The organism is Vibrio sp. Isolate25 (genome assembly GCF_022398025.1).
GTDB lineage: Bacteria > Pseudomonadota > Gammaproteobacteria > Enterobacterales > Vibrionaceae > Vibrio > Vibrio coralliilyticus_A.
The window spans coordinates 47918-63541 of the sequence record NZ_JAKEUT010000005.1; the positions used below are offsets into that span (position 1 = coordinate 47918).

Below are 15624 nucleotides of genomic sequence, written 5' to 3' on the forward strand. Positions count from 1 at the left end.
AAAGCTGAGCATTGCCTCCCTCATGACTAAAAAATTAAAGTCTGCGAAGTCCCCACATCAGGTACATACCGCCAATCAAAGACGCCACCAAACCAGCCGGGATTTCTTGTGGGTACAACATTTGGCGCCCTAGCCAATCAGCGAAAAGCATTAGTCCCATACCGACAAGCGCTGAACAAATCAGGTGCTCTCTAGCTCGACTAAAACCAAACAAACGAGCGAGATGCGGCGCCATCAAACCGATAAAACTCAATGGGCCAACAACGAGAGTGGCACTCACTGTCAGCAATGCCACCAGCAGTAATAGCAAACCTCTCGCCTGCCCGACTTTGACTCCAAGTGCTCGAGAACTGGCCTCTCCCAACGGTAGTATGTCCAGCCAGCGCGCCGTTAAAAAACTGCCCCCTACAAGCACTAAAGTCGCAACAGTTAAAGGAAGCAAGGTCGCCTGTGTAACAAAGTAAGTGGAGCCAGAAAGCCAAGCTAGGACTTGGTAGCTCCTAGGGTCACCGCCCGCCAATACGAAACTTTGTACTGCGTTCATAAGAGCTGTGATAGCGACACCGGTCAGCAGCACACGTTCAGGTTGGAACCCAGACTTACGGTTCAAAAGAACAATCACGGAGAGCGACGCCATTGCGCCCACTAGTCCACCTAAATACAAACCAACGAGACTAACGCCAATGCCAGAGAACATGGCAATAATCAAACCCAAAGCGGTACCCGAGCTGATGCCGATCACTTCAGGGCTCGCCATTGGGTTGCCACTTAAACGCTGGATCACAGTACCTGCGGTAGCCAACATCACACCAGCCAAGGCGGCGGCAACAAGCCTAGGCCAACGCCACTCAAGCAGGTTCCACTCGCCTGAGAACACTAGCCACTGCCAGCCAGAGCTTTGGATTGAAATGGTACTAAAGATAAATAAAGCTGCTGGGATGACGAGCGTAACCAATGCAATGGCATGACGATTCAGGCTCTTCACCTGCTCACTATGACGTGTCATGACCGTTTGCGTCTGGGTTTGACTACGCATCGACAACCTTGGCAGTAACCACAATAAAAGAGGAGCACCTAATGCAGCAGTAGCGGCACCAGTTGGCACAATCATAGCGGCAATACCTGGGAGCTGCTGGATAAGCAGATCCGTAAGCGTTATTAGTAAGCCACCTAACAGCATGGAGACGATTAACTTAGGGACAAGACGGTGCACACCAGTTGCGCGAGCAATCGCTGGGGCAGCGAGGCCTACGAAGCCAATCACGCCAACTTTAGCAACCACCCAAGATGTCAGTAACACTGCAAGACCAAGACATACTACGCGCAACTTCGCCAGAGACACGCCAAGGCTCTTCGCACCTTCTTCAGATAATTCCAACAAGGTTAGCGGCTTAACGAATAGAAATGAAATACCAATCGCTAACCCGAGTCTTGGGGCGAGATAAGCAATATCTGACCATCCGGTTTGGACAAGTGAGCCCGCCCCCCAAATCATTAAGCCTGCCAGCTTATCCTGATTCATCATCAACAGAACTGTGCTGACAGCGCCGAAATAAAGGTTAATCACCAGACCCGACACCACCACAACTGTCGGTGAAAGTGCGCGACGCCATGACAGGGCAAACACCAGTGCCATTGTCGCTACGCCACCTAGCAAAGCAATCAATGATTTAGAAAACGTCATTAACCAAGGGGCATACAAGGTTGCCATCATCAGGGCAAAACTAGCACCACTTGCCACGCCCAAAGTGGAAGGTGACGCCAAAGGGTTACGCAATACTTGCTGCATCAGCACACCAGCAGCAGCCAAAGCCGCACCTGCAATCAGCGTCGTGAAAAATCTAGGCCACCAAGTTAGATGCAATCTAACCGATTCTGGCGACATCCAGTCTGCTTGGAAAAGGCTATTCACGCCTGCTAAGAAATTGCCAGAAGCATTTAATTGAAAGCCTGCAATGGTCAGCATAAATGCCGCGAGTGTCGCGACAAGACTCAAAGATAAGATTCTCATCGGGTGAACTCCTCAGTCAGTGCAGAGGTGACCAAATTAGCGAAACGCATCGCTGACGGTAAACCACCAAAACTCCATGTCGGTTTTACAGTGATTACCGGACGACCCGTTTGCTCAATCAAGTACTGCCAATACTGATCTTGCGTTAAATGTTCCTTAACACCCGCCGGGAGAGGCTCAATGACAATAAACTGCGCATCGATACCCTGTAACTTATCAACGCCTGTGAGGGCAAAACCCCAAGCGTTAGTCGCTTTGTCCCAAGCATTCTGAATGCCCAACTGATCCAATGCCACTTTATAGATGCTGTTCTCACCAAATACTCGAACATGTTTGGTATCCATAAACTGCACTAAAAGCACTGGAGCTATGTTGTCAGGCAGTGTTGCTTTTAGGTCATTCAATTCAGCTTCACTATTGGCTATAAGCTGTTCAGCTTGCTTATCAGCGTTAACCTCTTTTGCCATGCGGCGTGTGAAATCAGTGACGGCTTCCCAGTTAACCTCACCCACTTTATACAGACCAAGGATTTTTACGGGTGCAATACGAGATAACTGAGTCTCCAGCGAAGCAAAACGAGGAGAAAGGAAAATGGTGTCGAGGTTTAGCTCAGATAACCTTTCTAGGTTAGGCTGAGTGCGCAGACCAACGTCCACAGTCTCATCCGGTATTTTCGGATTTCTGACCCAGTCGTTGTAATCCGATTGTTGAGCCGATGCCACAGGCGTAACGCCAAGAGCGATCATGGTTTCCGTCTGAGACCAGTCAATCGACATCACTCGCAGTTTATCTTGTGAAACCTCTGATCCAGCCATGGCAGGCATTACTGCGGTCAACGTAGTAAGACAAGCGATTGTCATTCGTTTGATGTTTAGCATGGCATTGCAACCGGGTAACCTGCAGCGTGGTCGGTGATCTGCATTTCGATACCATATATATCGTTTAGCTGCTGTTCGTTAAACACTTCAGAAACAGAGCCCTGAGCGATCATTTTCCCGCTATGAAGTGCCACTATGTGGTCGCAAAAACGAGCGGCCATGTTGATATCGTGTATCACGATAAGAACGCCTAATTCGAGTTCAGTGGCCAGTTTCTTTATTAGTTCAAGCATTTCTACTTGGTGAGCGATATCCAGAGCAGACAAGGGCTCATCCAAAAGCAGATATTGAGTTCTCTGAGCCAGAAGCATGGCTAACCACACTCGCTGACGTTCACCACCTGACAAAGTATCAACCAAGCGGTCTGCATACTTTTCTGTATCTGTCATCTGCATCGCTTGTTGAATGAACTCTTTATCTTTCGCACCTAAACGTCCAAGTAAGCCGTGCCACGGGTAGCGTCCAAAACTCACTAGGTCTTTTCCTGAAAGGCTATCGGTAGGTGGTAAATGCTGAGGAAGATAGGCGATTTGCTGAGCGAATTTCTTATCTGACCAATCGGAAACTGATTTGCCTTGTAGCAAGACATCTCCGCTGGTGGCATTTTGCTGCTGTGCGAGAAGTTTAAGTAACGTTGATTTACCTGAGCCGTTGTGACCGACAAGCGCATAAATCTTGCCAGGCTCAAAATTCATATCAAAATCTGACAACAAGTTTCTGTTGCCAACGCTAAATGCTAGTTTTCTAGCTTCGAGCATATTATTTCCCTTAAACTCTCTTTTTACATAGGGTTAATCAATAAAAACTATCAATTAACAAGGTGGGATTTATATAACAGTAAATAGATAAATGCAAACCATTTTCATTTGCAATACTATTCACAAATGATATGGTACCCCCTATTTTATAAGGGTTAAGCTTAAAGATTTAAGAAATGAACACTCTGATTAAAAGCGAACAAAATTGGCTTCAAAGTCTTCCACACCTGCCATTTACTGTTAATCAAATGGAACTGGTTGTTTGCATGGTTTCATACGATAAGTCTCTGTTTACCAAATCACTTTATTCAATTCGTGTTCTGCCCAATTCAATACGAAAGGCACATTTTTCACGTCAGGCTGAATTTGTCGCAGGCCGCACTGCAGCTGAAAACGCCATGGCACTTCTTGGTGAGTCGCACAAGATAGGCATAAATTTAGATCGCTCTCCCAATTTCCCATCTCACTTGACTGGCTCAATTTCTCACTGTGAAAACTACGCGCTTGCCGTCGTAGAGAGGAAGACAAAACTAGCGGATCATCACCTAGGCGTGGATATCCAACGTGTTCTTTCAGATCAGGAAGTACATGATACTCAGGCTTTTATTGCGAGAGAAGAGGAAATAGACTTGCTTGTTCAAACAGGTCTAAGTCGAAATGAAGCGGTCACATTATTGTTTTCAGCGAAAGAGTCACTCTACAAAGCTATCTACCCTCAAGTTCAGGAAATCCTTGAGTTCGATGTCATTCGTTTAGTGAAAAGTGGTGAAAATAGTTTAAGGTTCGAATCGAACCAATATCTGATTTCGAAGGGAATTTCTAGGACTTTGGAGAGTCACTATACGTGGTATCAACAGTGTGTGATTTGTCTATCTAAAGTGGCCGTATAAAGACGGCAGTGCTATCCACTGCCGTATTCGCTGAACCTAATGACTGATCTGATAAGTCCGAGCTACGTTTTCTGCAACGTTGGCTAGGTTAGTAGCGGCTTCATCAAATGCTTCTTGCAGCGACATTGGCCTAGGTAAACAGGCATAGACAGCATCAATACCATGCTCATAGACCGCTTGGAAATTATTCCCTGTGCAGCCCGCAATCGCAATAACAGGAAGATCAAATTGCTTAGCTAGCTTTGATACCCCTACGGGAGTTTTGCCATGAACCGTTTGGTCATCAATTTTACCTTCACCAGTGATCACTAAATTCGCACCCATCAGTTTCGACTCTAGCTCAACCGTATCCAGAACAATCTCTATACCCGGCTTTAACACTGCATTAGCGTAGCCAAGTAAAGCAGCGCCCATTCCACCAGCCGCACCGGCACCAGCCGCAGTAAGCACAGCAACGCCAGCACTTTTTTCCGTTACTTGGCCAAAAATCTCTAAAGATTGATCCAGCAAGGCCACTTCTTGCTCATTTGCCCCTTTTTGTGGTCCAAAGACAGCAGATGCACCTTTATCACCACAAAGAGGGTTATCTACATCACATGCGACGACCACTTCACATTGTCGTAGCCGCGGATCCAGATTGGAAGTATCAACACTTTCTAGGTTTGCTAGGCTTGCACCGCCAACAGGCACAAACTCTTCGCCTGTTTTATCTAAGAAAGTAACACCTAATGCGGCAAGCATCCCAGCGCCAGCGTCATTAGTCGCGCTGCCACCCAATCCGACAATTAGCTTAGTTACACCTTGATTTAACGCGTGCTTAATCAGCTCCCCAGTTCCAAAGCTAGTTGTGATCTTAGGGTCTCGTCTTTCTGCTGGGACAAGGTGTAAACCACTTGCTTCAGCCATTTCGATCACAGCGGTTTTGCTGTCACCCAAAACACCATAGAAAGCTTGCACTGGTTGACCTAATGGTCCTGTTACCTCAGTGAAGACTTTCTTCCCAGCACTAGCATCAATTAAAGACTGAACCGTCCCTTCCCCACCATCGGCAACTGGCACTTTGACAAACTCAGCATTAGGCCATACTTTTTCCAACCCTGTCTGGATTGACTGAGCAACTTCTATTGCGGATAAACTTTCTTTAAATGAGTCTGGAGCGATAACAATCTTCATATTGGCCTATTCCTTTCCACTGAATCACTGTAGACATTATGGAACAAAACAAGAGCCACAACATTGTGCAAACTAACAAAACACAAGCTAAATAAAACTTAATTATTGTATATTTGCACAATTTAACTAAGCTTACCAAGTTGAATAGCCAGATAAAGCTGCGCCATATGAGAGAAATCTGTTGTCTCAAATCCGGTGATTTCAGTGATCTTGTCCAAACGGTATTTCAGAGTATTTCGATGGATAAACAATTTGGAAGCCGTATCATTTGCGCTGCCATTAGCATCAAAGTAGGCCTCCAAGGTCGCGACAAGCTGGCCTGATTTATCATGCTCGGTCAAGGTTGCTATCATTTGTGACAGTTGCTCTCCCTGCCAAGTACCATGCAACGGTGCTAATAAAACTGGCAACTGATACTCTTCAAGAAGATAAACCGCATTCTTAGGGCGAGCCGCTTTGCCTATTTTCATTACCTGAAGTGCTGAGTGATACGCGGTTTGCCATTCATCTAGACTGTGGGCAAACTTTCCCGTTGAGATCTTTAGATTTCGACATGGTATTTGCTCTAACCAATGAAGCCACTCGTTCACTTTGCCTACGCTCAAAGGCTGTTCAGTTGGAACAAATATAACTAAATGGCGAGCAGACAAATGAGCGCAGAGATGATGTCCCGACTTTTGGTACAGATGCTCAGTAAGAGTTGTGGTTGAGCTATCTTGATTTGGCATCTCGACCAGCAGTAGCTCCCATGAATCACTCGGATTCACTGATATTTGTTCAGCACCATCGCGCATTTCCGATGGAGTCAAACGCCCTGTTAAACAGGCTAGGATAAATTCATCTTTATATCGCCTGTCACGTTGAACTTTTTCCAGCAGGTCAGCTTGATCAATAATCAGCTCAGCCGTCATTGCCACAAGTTCAGCTACACCACGAATCTCACTAGGATCCCCTGTAATCCCCACCACACCAAGGATCGCATTCTTATGCTTCAGTAACAGGTTAACACCGGGTTTAACCCCAGATAAGAGTTTGCAGTCTTCTGAAGAGACTTCAACTGACGCTTTTCGGTTTAACGCTAGCAATGCCCCGTCATGGGTCTGGCCAATGCGTGATTTCTCTCCACTCGCGACGACCATACCAGCATTGTTCATTACGTTAATGTTGTGACCAATAATCGGCATTGTGCGATCAACAATTCGTTGAGCAAGCTGAGCATCTAACATGATCTTCCCTGAACTCTTTGATTTTTAAACTTTAGAGAGTCTGACAGATCTCTACTCCTGCTCCTACAAGATTTTCATTGTTTTGCATAAAAGTGACAATAGAAGAAAATGAAACATATACCAGTGGCATCAATTTAACCAATGGCTCATGAAGCATCCACTTCAGCAGAAAAAGCAGCGATCAAGTGCTCCAAAAACAGTTTGAGACGTTTAGGTTGATATTTACGGTCACGGTAGACGGCATAAAGCTCAGAGTCATTCATTGAAGAAATGGGCTTAAAGTCGACGCGAAAACCTGGTAATAACACCTGCAATGCACCCATTTTTATATCAGTCTCAACATCTAACCTTGATTTAAGCGCAATTCCCATTCCTTCCCTAGCCCAATGACGTATTACCTCACCATCATCTGAACAGCGAAAACTCCACACTTGCTGGGATGAATTACTCTTAGACTCTCTGTGCTGAAAGTACCACAGCTTCATCTCTTGCTCATTTCTCAGCAGAGATAAGCCTTGGTGTGTTTGGAGTTGTTCAGGAGAATTGGGCCGACCATGGCAGTCAATATAAGCGGGTGATGCGACCAAAACACGTTCACTCACTGCTAGCTTTCTGGCAATCATGCCACTGTCGGGAGGAGAACCATAACGTATCTGAAGATCAAGGTTACTTTCCGACAAGCTAGATAAATTATCATGCAGTAATAGATGAGGCACAACTTTGGGATATAGCCGCTGAAAGGTATCGATAACTGGCATCACAAATTGCTTCCCAATATCTTTAGGTGCTGAAATTCGTATTTGCCCCTCTATTTGAACAGCGGTGTTCTGCAATTTCGCTTCTGCTTCACGGACGCTTTCTAAAATCTGTACACACGACTCGTAATAGCTGAGGCCTGAATCTGTCAGCGCGATATGTCGCGTACTGCGATTGAGGAGTTTAACACCGTGTCGCTCCTCAAGCCCTTGTAACCTTGCTGTTACGGTGGCAGGTGATAATCCAAGCTCTCTGCCGGCACTTGCCAACCCTTGATGTTTGACAATCAGAGTGAACAATTCCATATCCGCTAGTTTATCCATATACCTTTTCACACCATTGTTCGGGATAGCTAAATTATAAGTTTTACTTTCACTCAATTATCAATTAATAGCAAACAAATAAAATGCACTCATCGCCCGATAAAGTGAAAAAATGAATGATGGCCAACCTCTTAAACCACGTGAAAACACTTTCTATATCGATGTTCAGCCCAACAATTCATCTAGGCGTATTCGAATTGTTTTTTGCATCTCTTCAAGCCAAGCGTAACGTTTTGTGTAAAGGCGTCGCTTGGCTTTTTTCAATGAACTTGGATCTTTACGAGCAGGACAAAGAGGTATTTGATACAAATATTTTGATACCTCTACACCACCATATTCTGCCCACAATTCAGAATAGTTATACGTGATGCTTGAGCGCTTAGAGCCCGTATACCTTAGTGCTTGGTAGACATGGCCTTTGTTGGTAATACCATAAACCGATTCAACACCCCACTCACGTGCAAGCATCAGAAGTACCTCTAGCATAAGCGCTTTGGGGCGAAGCCCATGCATTCCGCGCGTCAGGCTTTTAATAATTTCACCACGACCAGTGATATGATCGCCTGGTCCTTGCAAGGCTCCAATGTGGATTTCTCGTTTTGGTGACGAAGAGATATTGAAGGCTAAAGTAAATAAATCCTGTTTATTTTCATCGACCAACTTCAAAGCCAAAGACCCTTCCCTTTCTGGACCCGCACACAGTATAAGACTGCAATCCTGAACATCCAGCAACCACCACCCTGCTTCCGAGTAAAAATCGAGGAATGCGCGTCCGTACATTTGGTGTAGCGTCTGAAAATGCTCATATATTTTTATGGCGCGTTGCTTAGGGCGCCACTGTAGACAAACAAATGGCTTTAGAGGCTTTTCAAACATCCTTGGATTTGTCTCTGTAATTGGACGAAAGTCAGGGTGTTCAAATAACCGCTGCATTTGTTTAAGCGCATTGGGTTTTAACATTGACCACAAACAGAAACGAACGTTATATCGGACTTTCTTTAAACCATGGATTTCAGGATAAACCCTCTGTGCGACAAGCGGCAGAGATCGTATAAAAGTAAAATAATCGGACAGCATGGTTTCACTTAAATTCAGAATGGTGTGGGACTTGAAGAACGAAGGTATGTAAGCCTGACTAATACAGTCAGGCTTCGAGCGGAACTTTTGATTAGAAGTGATAAGCGACGGTTGCACCCACCATCCATTGATTAGCACTATCAACAACCGGAGAGTCTGAGATATTGTCACCTAGGCGAGTGTAAGCTGTCGTTTGGGTAACTTCCCAACTGTCATTAATTGGCATGATCAGTTTATAACCTAGGTTATAAGAGACATCGCCACTTCCTTTATACGCCTTACGTGTTTGAGTCGCTTCTTTATCTTTAACACCAAAATAGTAATCGACGTAGTCTTTGCTCTGATAAGTTAAGCCCGCAAATGGAACAAGGTCCATGCGTCCTACACTCATAGGTAAGAAGTAAGTGACACCTGCAAGGTAACCATCATAAGTATCCGTCACGTCATGCTGAGCGTAAGTAGAGATGGTACCTTGAGATAAGTGGAAATCAGCATTAATACCCAAATCCAAACTCGCTTTGCGCTTATCCATCCCCTTTAGGAAGTCAGAGGTGTCATGGTCATACATCAAGCCAGAAGTACCCAAGTAACCACTCATATTGAACATGTCACCGGTATTCCCAAGGAATCGGTAGTTGACCCCTTGCAGGCTCGCATTGAAGTCTTCGCCTTGGTAACCAAAGTTACCAAGAAGCGTCGCATTATGTTTTTGGTCCTTGTAAAGGTCACTAACGCCAGCAACACCTAACTCAGCAATCCAACTATTTTCCTTGGTATAGATATTACCGTTGCGAATGTAAGTATCGCCTGCTGCATGTGCCGCAGTCGCAGCAACAAGCGTGGAGATTAGAATGGTCAATTTTTTCATCATTTTGTCCTTGTGTTAACTTGTTATGAACACTGTACAAAACAATTCAAACTGACAATATATTGACTTTGTATTACGTTTGTCATCGTTTGTCAGATTCCTCTGACAAACGAGGTAAACGTAATACAAACTTGGCTCCACCTAACATACTAGCCCCCACTTCTGCGTGTCCACCATGGCGTTCAATGATCAATTTTACGATCGCTAACCCCAAGCCAAACCCTGTATTGGTCTTATTTCGAGAAGGGTCCGCACTATAAAATGGATCAAAGATGAAATTCCAATGATCAGTAGGAATACCTGGACCGTCATCTTCGACAATGATCAAAACGGCATCGTTCTCTAACATGGCGGAAAGGCGTATCTTCTGTTCGGCATAGCGCAGCGCATTAGACAACAGGTTATTAATAGCACGCTTAAGCAACGCACTATCGCCTTCAATGAATAAGCTGTGCTCAACTTCTACTTTAACCATCTCAGCTTTTACATCGGGCAGTTTATTGGTCAGCGCATGCATAAATTGGTTGAGATCAATTGCTTCAATGTTAAGCACTGAGTCCGGACGCTCAACTTTAGCGAAGTAGAGAAGCTCATCAACCATTTGCTCCATCTCTTCCGTGTCTTCAATAATACTGGCAACCTTTTCATGTTGATCTTGAGTGAGGCTCTCGTCTTGAAGCATTTCAGCCTGCCATTGAATACGAAAAACGGGAGTTCTTAAGTCATGAGCAACAGAATTTGTCAGTGAACGGTTACTGGTAATCAGATCGGATATTTTATCTGCCATATAGTTGAAACTGTCGTTCAGCGATCCTACTCGATATCGACTGCCTGTTGGCGCTCTTGAGTTAAAGTCCCCTTGTGCGAACTTCATCGTCGCCTCCTCAAGAGTACGGACTCGCCGGCTTAGGAACCAGATCAATCCAGAGGTGTAGATAAAAAAGCCGCCTAAAATAAACCCCCAGAGAATGTCATCGTCAAATTCAATGGCTTTACGAAGATCGGACTCCACATCAGGTTGAACTCTATAAATAACATCAGGAGACGACAGCATGAACCAAAAGTCACGCTCACCATCGTAGAAAGTGAATGGGTGAATACGATCATTGTCGAAGTAGTTTTTTACTTCGTCAGGCACATCAGAGCTAGGAAAAACAGTCAAAGTTTTTGCGGTATTATCGATGAATTCTTTCAAAACGGCCAAGGCATTCTCCTTGCCCTGATGGTCTGAAATCGTCATCAACACCTCTCTAAATGCAGCTCCTTCTAGGTCTTCTAAAACAAAGTCATAATCTGTGTTCAATTGATAGATTATGATTTCATACGCAAACAAACTTAGGGTGAACAGCACCAATAATCCGAAAAATGCCTCAATGTAAATTCGGCGCATACACCCTTACCCTCAAATTTATGACCAGCTATCTGGTACGAACAAGTAACCTTTGCCTCTAACAGTGATGATGCGTTTCGGTGTGGCAGAGTTATCACCGAGTTTTTTTCTTAAACTCACCACTTTGTTGTCAACCGTACGATCTAAACCATCATACTCAATACCACGTAATCTCTGAGTCAGGACATCACGTGATAGCACTTCGTCTGGTGAGCTGGCCAATATCCACAACAGATCAAAATCACTGTCAGACATACTGACTTGGCTGCCTGCTAACGTGCAGATCTTACGCGCATGATTCAGGCTTAACTGACCATAAGTCAAGGTATTCGCCAGTTTTGACTCACTCTCTGTTGTTGATTCTCCAATAGGGGCTCGTCGCAGTAACATACGCATTCGGGCAAGTAAGACACGTGGCTTGATTGGTTTACTCACAAAGTCATCCGCACCGATTTCAAGCGCCGCAACATGGTCAAAATCATCATCACTTGCTGTCAACATTAATACTTTACCGGAGTATTTCGCTCGAATCTGTCTACAAATTGTCAGGCCGTCCATTCCCGGCAGCATCAGATCAAGCAATAATAAATCAGGTTGTCGCTCGACAATTGCATCAATAGCGCTACTTCCATCTTCAAAAGTCGTGACATCAAAATCTTGTTTAACGAAGTATTCTTCCAACATAGAACGTAGCTTTACATCGTCTTCAACTATAAATAGGGATTGCAAAGAGCTCATCAACCATTTACCAGAATTCTGAAATTTGAGGTGAGATAATATTAGCGCAAGGCTATCAAAGTTGCACTTATCAAAAGTGCGCTTAACAAACTTATTTTGAACACAGTTCAATTATGAGACAGGCCTTGATTCATATAGACAGATACAACATAAGCCATACGTTTGAAATTAGGTTAGTGGAAGCTTAAATGAAGGCTAATTTTCCTTCTAAACAGCGCTACTTTGAGTTTAATTTTAAAGCGCTAACTTTCTAAAAAGCATAAATCATCCTTAATGACTAATATTCATCGCAACAAATCGGTAGGGTGAATTGTGCGAAGTAACAGTAAATTGCTCACTTACGGCGTCCTGTAGTTTGTTGTTACTTCATTCCCTACAGAGCTAGCTTGGACATTAAGACGTGATTAGCTGTGTGTTTTTTTGGGGGCCCTTCTCGCCCCCGTTTTTTTGAGCTTTCATTCCCTTTCCCCACCTATTTTAATAAACCCCATGCCAAAACAGATCAGATGAACCAGTGGGGCCACGTATCCAAATAGGAAAGATGAAGAGTCAAACAAAGTCTGTTACTATGCGCGCCCCTCTGAATACTGGGCGACAGTGATGAACCGTAAGAAGAAAATTAACCAGATCCTAAAATCGAAACAGAAGAAGCAAAACGCGAAGCTACATAAAAGCAACAAACCTCGCTACATTTCTAAAGCGGAACGAGCGAAGCTTGAAGCAGAAGAAAAAGAGCAGCAAGCCGCTGCACAAGCGGAAAATGAACAAAGCGCAGACTCAGGTTCGTCTGAGCAATAATTCTTCTTCAATCGGGATGAACTTATCGCACACGTCGATTAGTGACTGTGCGCTAAGGCCCGGCACACCAAACACATCCACTTTGGTACCAAACCTTTCCTGGACTCGTTTGACTAACACGTCAAAGTCACCATCTCCAGATAACAGAATGACTCGGTCAACCTTGCTGGCAGCTTCGTACACATCCAAAGCAATACCCACATCCCAATCGCCTTTGGCGCTGCCATCTTGTCGTTGAATAAATGGCTTCAGTTTAACGTTAAAGCCAATACCGCGAAGGATATGATGAAACTGTCTTTGTTTCGGGTCATGTGAAGCAATCGCATACGCATGAGCCTCAGTGACGTCTCGACCTTCCGTTGCAACGTACCAAAACTCATTGTAGTCAAAGTTTGCACGGTACTTTTCTCGTGTTGTGTAGTAGATGTTCTGGACATCAACGAAAATGGCGACTTTTTCCATCAGGAATCCTGTTTAATCAATAACGCAGGCATAGTAACAGTTATTGAACTCAAGCAGTTGGTTTTCTATGGATTCTGATGCGAAAGGCAAAGACTCTTTAATTAAACCATTTCAGCTTATCGTGCAGCGAGGTCACGCTACCAACAACAATAAGTGCAGGGCTGACTGCTCCCTCTGCCAGCTTGGGTAAGTCTTTTAGTGGCCCAGTGAATACACGCTGTTCGCTGCGTGTTCCGTTTTCAATAATGGCGCAAGATATCTGTTCATCCAGACCATTTTCGATAAGCTTGGTGGTAATTCGCTGGCTCTGCTTTAGACCCATATAAAATACCAGTGTGTTGTTAGATTGGGCCAGTGATTGCCATTCAATTTCTCGACCATCTTTTTGCACATGCCCCGTAATAAACTGAACGCTCTGAGCGTGGTCACGGTGTGTCAACGGAATGCCAGCGTAAGCAGTCGCGCCAGCTGCCGCTGTTATTCCCGGTACCACTTCAAAGTGAATTCCGTGGACAGCCAACTCTTCCAGCTCTTCACCACCACGACCAAAAATAAATGAGTCCCCACCCTTGAGCCGAACAACACGTTTTCCTGCCAGTGCTTTTTCCACCAAAATCTGGTTGATTTGATCCTGAGGCACGCAATGAAAATCCAACTTCTTGCCGACATAAACCATCTCAGCTTGAGGATTGGCTAACGCCAATATTTCTTTAGAGACAAGGCGATCATAAACAATCACTTCTGCTTGCTGTATTACTCGATAGCCTTTCACGGTCAGTAAATCTGGGTCTCCAGGGCCTGCGCCCACAAGAGAAACAAAACCGCATTTTGGAGAAGAATTGGGATGAGTAGTCATAGCTGGGCCTGTTGATTCAAATTTGGATATAAGAAGTAGCACTCAATCATCAATCGCGACTTTTTATTGCCAAACTCACAATAGCTCTAAAAAGCCCCACGGTATGTCATGGGGCCGTATCAACTTATTTCGCCATTACTGGCTTAGCTTTAACTTCCTGCTCAGAATCAATGGCAGGGGCAGTTTTCGCGTGAGTCAGGTAAAGAGGAATACAAGTGAACAACAAGCCACCGACAATGTTACCCAGAATCGTTGGGATAAGGTTGAAGTTCAGCCAAGTTGCAATACCAAAATCGGCACCAAGAATCATACCCAGTGGGAACAAGAACATGTTCACAACAGTATGCTCAAACACCAAGGCAAAGAAGATGAAAATCGGTAACCACATGGCTGCGATCTTGCCAGCCACACTGCGAGCCGTCATATTACCAATCACACCAAGGCAAACCATCAGGTTACAGAAAATGCCACGGACAAAACAGGTAATCCATCCGTCCATTCCCATATTTTCAAAGCCAACTGTACGTGCTGTTGATACCGCGATAAATTTCTTAACTACTGCATTCGGGTCCAACGTGAAGTTACCTGTTAGAGAGATAGCAACCAGATAAGCGACAATCAGAGAGCCGATCAAATTACCTAGGCCAACCCAGCTCCAACAACGGAAAACGCGGTGCCAAGTGATACCTGGTCGGTTGTCAAACTTGGCAAGAGGTGCGAGGCCAAAAACACCAGTGACCAAATCGTAGCCCATCAGGCTGAGAATACAGAAGCCAACTGGAAACACTAGCGCACCGACAATACCAATACCTGTCTGTACAATAGTTGTAATGGCAACCACAACGGCCAAAGATAAGATAATACCCGCCATTGTGCCGCGTAAAACCAAATCACGTGTACTGGTTTTAGTTTTCGCTTCGCCAACATCGATCATAGTTTGTACGAATTCGGCAGGTTTTAATGCAGAAGACATAGCTGCGTCCTTATTAAAATTGAAAGTTAAAATTGAATAGTGAAAGGTTCGTTGCTTTACCTGTTCCCAAAAGGAAAGCAACAAACCTTTAAGCTATTAAATCTCGTTTAATGCCTTGCTAAGCCGATACTTCAACCTGCCCTTTAACAACCCGTGTTTTGTATGCTTTAACACTGAACTGTTCATCTTCCATACATACACCCGTTGATAGGTTAAAACGCTGCTTTTTCAGTGGGCTAGCGACCCACAACTCTTGGTTGTGCTCGACGATCAATCCACGAGAAAGCACATTCGACTGATAGAATGGATCGGTGTTGCTAATTGCCATCACTTCTTCAGCATGGGAAGGGCGAAAAATGGCAATCTGCTCCCCAGAAACCAACGCACACACGCCAGTGCCCGGGATGATATCTTCAATACTGCATACTTTTGTAAATGCCATGATGT

16 protein-coding genes are annotated in these 15624 nt (G+C 44.7%); 2 read left to right on the forward strand and 14 right to left on the reverse strand.

Features of this window, described 5'->3' with window-relative positions; all coding sequences use genetic code 11:
- Nucleotides 1–34: 34 nt before the first annotated feature.
- The 3 genes from fhuB to L1D15_RS12520 are packed head-to-tail and all read right to left on the reverse strand — an operon-like array spanning nt 35 to nt 3647.
- Nucleotides 35–2011, reverse strand: coding sequence for a Fe(3+)-hydroxamate ABC transporter permease FhuB (gene fhuB, locus L1D15_RS12510; RefSeq protein ID WP_275658379.1), 1977 nt, complete (start codon nt 2009–2011; stop codon nt 35–37).
- Nucleotides 2008–2889, reverse strand: coding sequence for an iron-siderophore ABC transporter substrate-binding protein (locus tag L1D15_RS12515; RefSeq protein WP_239875922.1), 882 nt, complete (start codon nt 2887–2889; stop codon nt 2008–2010). The genes fhuB and L1D15_RS12515 overlap by 4 nt, the downstream gene beginning before the upstream one ends.
- Complete coding sequence (locus L1D15_RS12520) at nt 2883–3647, reverse strand: ABC transporter ATP-binding protein (protein WP_239875924.1); 765 nt, start codon at nt 3645–3647, stop codon at nt 2883–2885. Before L1D15_RS12520 ends, L1D15_RS12515 begins: the two co-directional genes overlap by 7 nt.
- A gap of 176 nt (nt 3648–3823) precedes the next feature.
- On the opposite strand from L1D15_RS12520, the gene L1D15_RS12525 reads away from it, so the two are divergent.
- Complete coding sequence (locus L1D15_RS12525; protein ID WP_239875926.1) at nt 3824–4537, forward strand: 4'-phosphopantetheinyl transferase superfamily protein; 714 nt, start codon at nt 3824–3826, stop codon at nt 4535–4537.
- Between the two features lie 36 nt (nt 4538–4573).
- On the opposite strand, the gene L1D15_RS12530 is transcribed toward L1D15_RS12525, so the two are convergent.
- The 7 genes from L1D15_RS12530 to L1D15_RS12560 form a co-directional block, all read right to left on the reverse strand.
- Nucleotides 4574–5710, reverse strand: a complete 1137-nt coding sequence (locus L1D15_RS12530; RefSeq protein WP_239875928.1) for a glycerate kinase — start codon at nt 5708–5710, stop codon at nt 4574–4576.
- Between the two features lie 122 nt (nt 5711–5832).
- Nucleotides 5833–6936: a sugar diacid recognition domain-containing protein gene (locus L1D15_RS12535; RefSeq protein WP_239875929.1), complete on the reverse strand. Its 1104-nt coding sequence runs from the start codon at nt 6934–6936 to the stop codon at nt 5833–5835.
- Nucleotides 6937–7082: 146 nt separating this feature from the next.
- Entirely contained in the window at nt 7083–8015 is a 933-nt protein-coding gene (locus tag L1D15_RS12540; RefSeq protein WP_239875931.1) for a LysR family transcriptional regulator, read from the reverse strand.
- Between the two features lie 165 nt (nt 8016–8180).
- Nucleotides 8181–9092: a VirK/YbjX family protein gene (locus L1D15_RS12545; RefSeq protein ID WP_239876099.1), complete on the reverse strand. Its 912-nt coding sequence runs from the start codon at nt 9090–9092 to the stop codon at nt 8181–8183.
- 91 nt (nt 9093–9183) lie between these two features.
- Entirely contained in the window at nt 9184–9960 is a 777-nt protein-coding gene (ompV, locus tag L1D15_RS12550) for an outer membrane protein OmpV (protein WP_239876100.1), read from the reverse strand.
- An 82-nt stretch (nt 9961–10042) separates the two neighbouring features.
- On the reverse strand, nt 10043–11350 hold the full coding sequence (locus L1D15_RS12555; RefSeq protein WP_239875933.1) for an ATP-binding protein: 1308 nt from the start codon (nt 11348–11350) through the stop codon (nt 10043–10045).
- Nucleotides 11351–11368: 18 nt separating this feature from the next.
- Entirely contained in the window at nt 11369–12088 is a 720-nt protein-coding gene (locus tag L1D15_RS12560; protein WP_239875935.1) for a response regulator, read from the reverse strand.
- A 600-nt stretch (nt 12089–12688) separates the two neighbouring features.
- On the opposite strand from L1D15_RS12560, the gene L1D15_RS12565 reads away from it, so the two are divergent.
- Nucleotides 12689–12886, forward strand: coding sequence for a DUF2986 domain-containing protein (locus L1D15_RS12565; protein WP_239866294.1), 198 nt, complete (start codon nt 12689–12691; stop codon nt 12884–12886).
- Here the strand turns inward: L1D15_RS12565 and L1D15_RS12570 are convergent.
- The 4 genes from L1D15_RS12570 to nirD form a co-directional block, all read right to left on the reverse strand.
- The gene (locus tag L1D15_RS12570; RefSeq protein ID WP_006962420.1) at nt 12866–13348 is read right to left on the reverse strand and encodes an NYN domain-containing protein; all 483 of its coding nucleotides are present in this window, start codon (nt 13346–13348) and stop codon (nt 12866–12868) included. The two genes, L1D15_RS12565 and L1D15_RS12570, sit on opposite strands and share 21 nt — an antisense overlap.
- Before the next feature lie 97 nt (nt 13349–13445).
- Nucleotides 13446–14204 (reverse strand): uroporphyrinogen-III C-methyltransferase, encoded by a 759-nt coding sequence (cobA, locus tag L1D15_RS12575; protein ID WP_239875936.1) that lies wholly within the window; start codon nt 14202–14204, stop codon nt 13446–13448.
- 124 nt (nt 14205–14328) lie between these two features.
- Nucleotides 14329–15177, reverse strand: coding sequence for a formate/nitrite transporter family protein (locus L1D15_RS12580; RefSeq protein WP_239875937.1), 849 nt, complete (start codon nt 15175–15177; stop codon nt 14329–14331).
- Between the two features lie 118 nt (nt 15178–15295).
- Nucleotides 15296–15619 (reverse strand): nitrite reductase small subunit NirD, encoded by a 324-nt coding sequence (gene nirD / locus L1D15_RS12585; RefSeq protein ID WP_239875939.1) that lies wholly within the window; start codon nt 15617–15619, stop codon nt 15296–15298.
- Nucleotides 15620–15624 lie beyond the last annotated feature (5 nt).

Coding starts and splice junctions, on each gene's coding strand:
- fhuB (WP_275658379.1), bottom strand. CDS start 2,011: ATGAGAATCTTATCTTTGAGTCTTGTCGCGACACTCGCGGCATTTATG.
- L1D15_RS12515 (WP_239875922.1), bottom strand. CDS start 2,889: ATGCTAAACATCAAACGAATGACAATCGCTTGTCTTACTACGTTGACC.
- L1D15_RS12520 (WP_239875924.1), bottom strand. CDS start 3,647: ATGCTCGAAGCTAGAAAACTAGCATTTAGCGTTGGCAACAGAAACTTG.
- L1D15_RS12525 (WP_239875926.1), top strand. CDS start 3,824: ATGAACACTCTGATTAAAAGCGAACAAAATTGGCTTCAAAGTCTTCCA.
- L1D15_RS12530 (WP_239875928.1), bottom strand. CDS start 5,710: ATGAAGATTGTTATCGCTCCAGACTCATTTAAAGAAAGTTTATCCGCA.
- L1D15_RS12535 (WP_239875929.1), bottom strand. CDS start 6,936: ATGTTAGATGCTCAGCTTGCTCAACGAATTGTTGATCGCACAATGCCG.
- L1D15_RS12540 (WP_239875931.1), bottom strand. CDS start 8,015: ATGGATAAACTAGCGGATATGGAATTGTTCACTCTGATTGTCAAACAT.
- L1D15_RS12545 (WP_239876099.1), bottom strand. CDS start 9,092: ATGCTGTCCGATTATTTTACTTTTATACGATCTCTGCCGCTTGTCGCA.
- ompV (WP_239876100.1), bottom strand. CDS start 9,960: ATGAAAAAATTGACCATTCTAATCTCCACGCTTGTTGCTGCGACTGCG.
- L1D15_RS12555 (WP_239875933.1), bottom strand. CDS start 11,350: ATGCGCCGAATTTACATTGAGGCATTTTTCGGATTATTGGTGCTGTTC.
- L1D15_RS12560 (WP_239875935.1), bottom strand. CDS start 12,088: ATGAGCTCTTTGCAATCCCTATTTATAGTTGAAGACGATGTAAAGCTA.
- L1D15_RS12565 (WP_239866294.1), top strand. CDS start 12,689: ATGAACCGTAAGAAGAAAATTAACCAGATCCTAAAATCGAAACAGAAG.
- L1D15_RS12570 (WP_006962420.1), bottom strand. CDS start 13,348: ATGGAAAAAGTCGCCATTTTCGTTGATGTCCAGAACATCTACTACACA.
- cobA (WP_239875936.1), bottom strand. CDS start 14,204: ATGACTACTCATCCCAATTCTTCTCCAAAATGCGGTTTTGTTTCTCTT.
- L1D15_RS12580 (WP_239875937.1), bottom strand. CDS start 15,177: ATGTCTTCTGCATTAAAACCTGCCGAATTCGTACAAACTATGATCGAT.
- nirD (WP_239875939.1), bottom strand. CDS start 15,619: ATGGCATTTACAAAAGTATGCAGTATTGAAGATATCATCCCGGGCACT.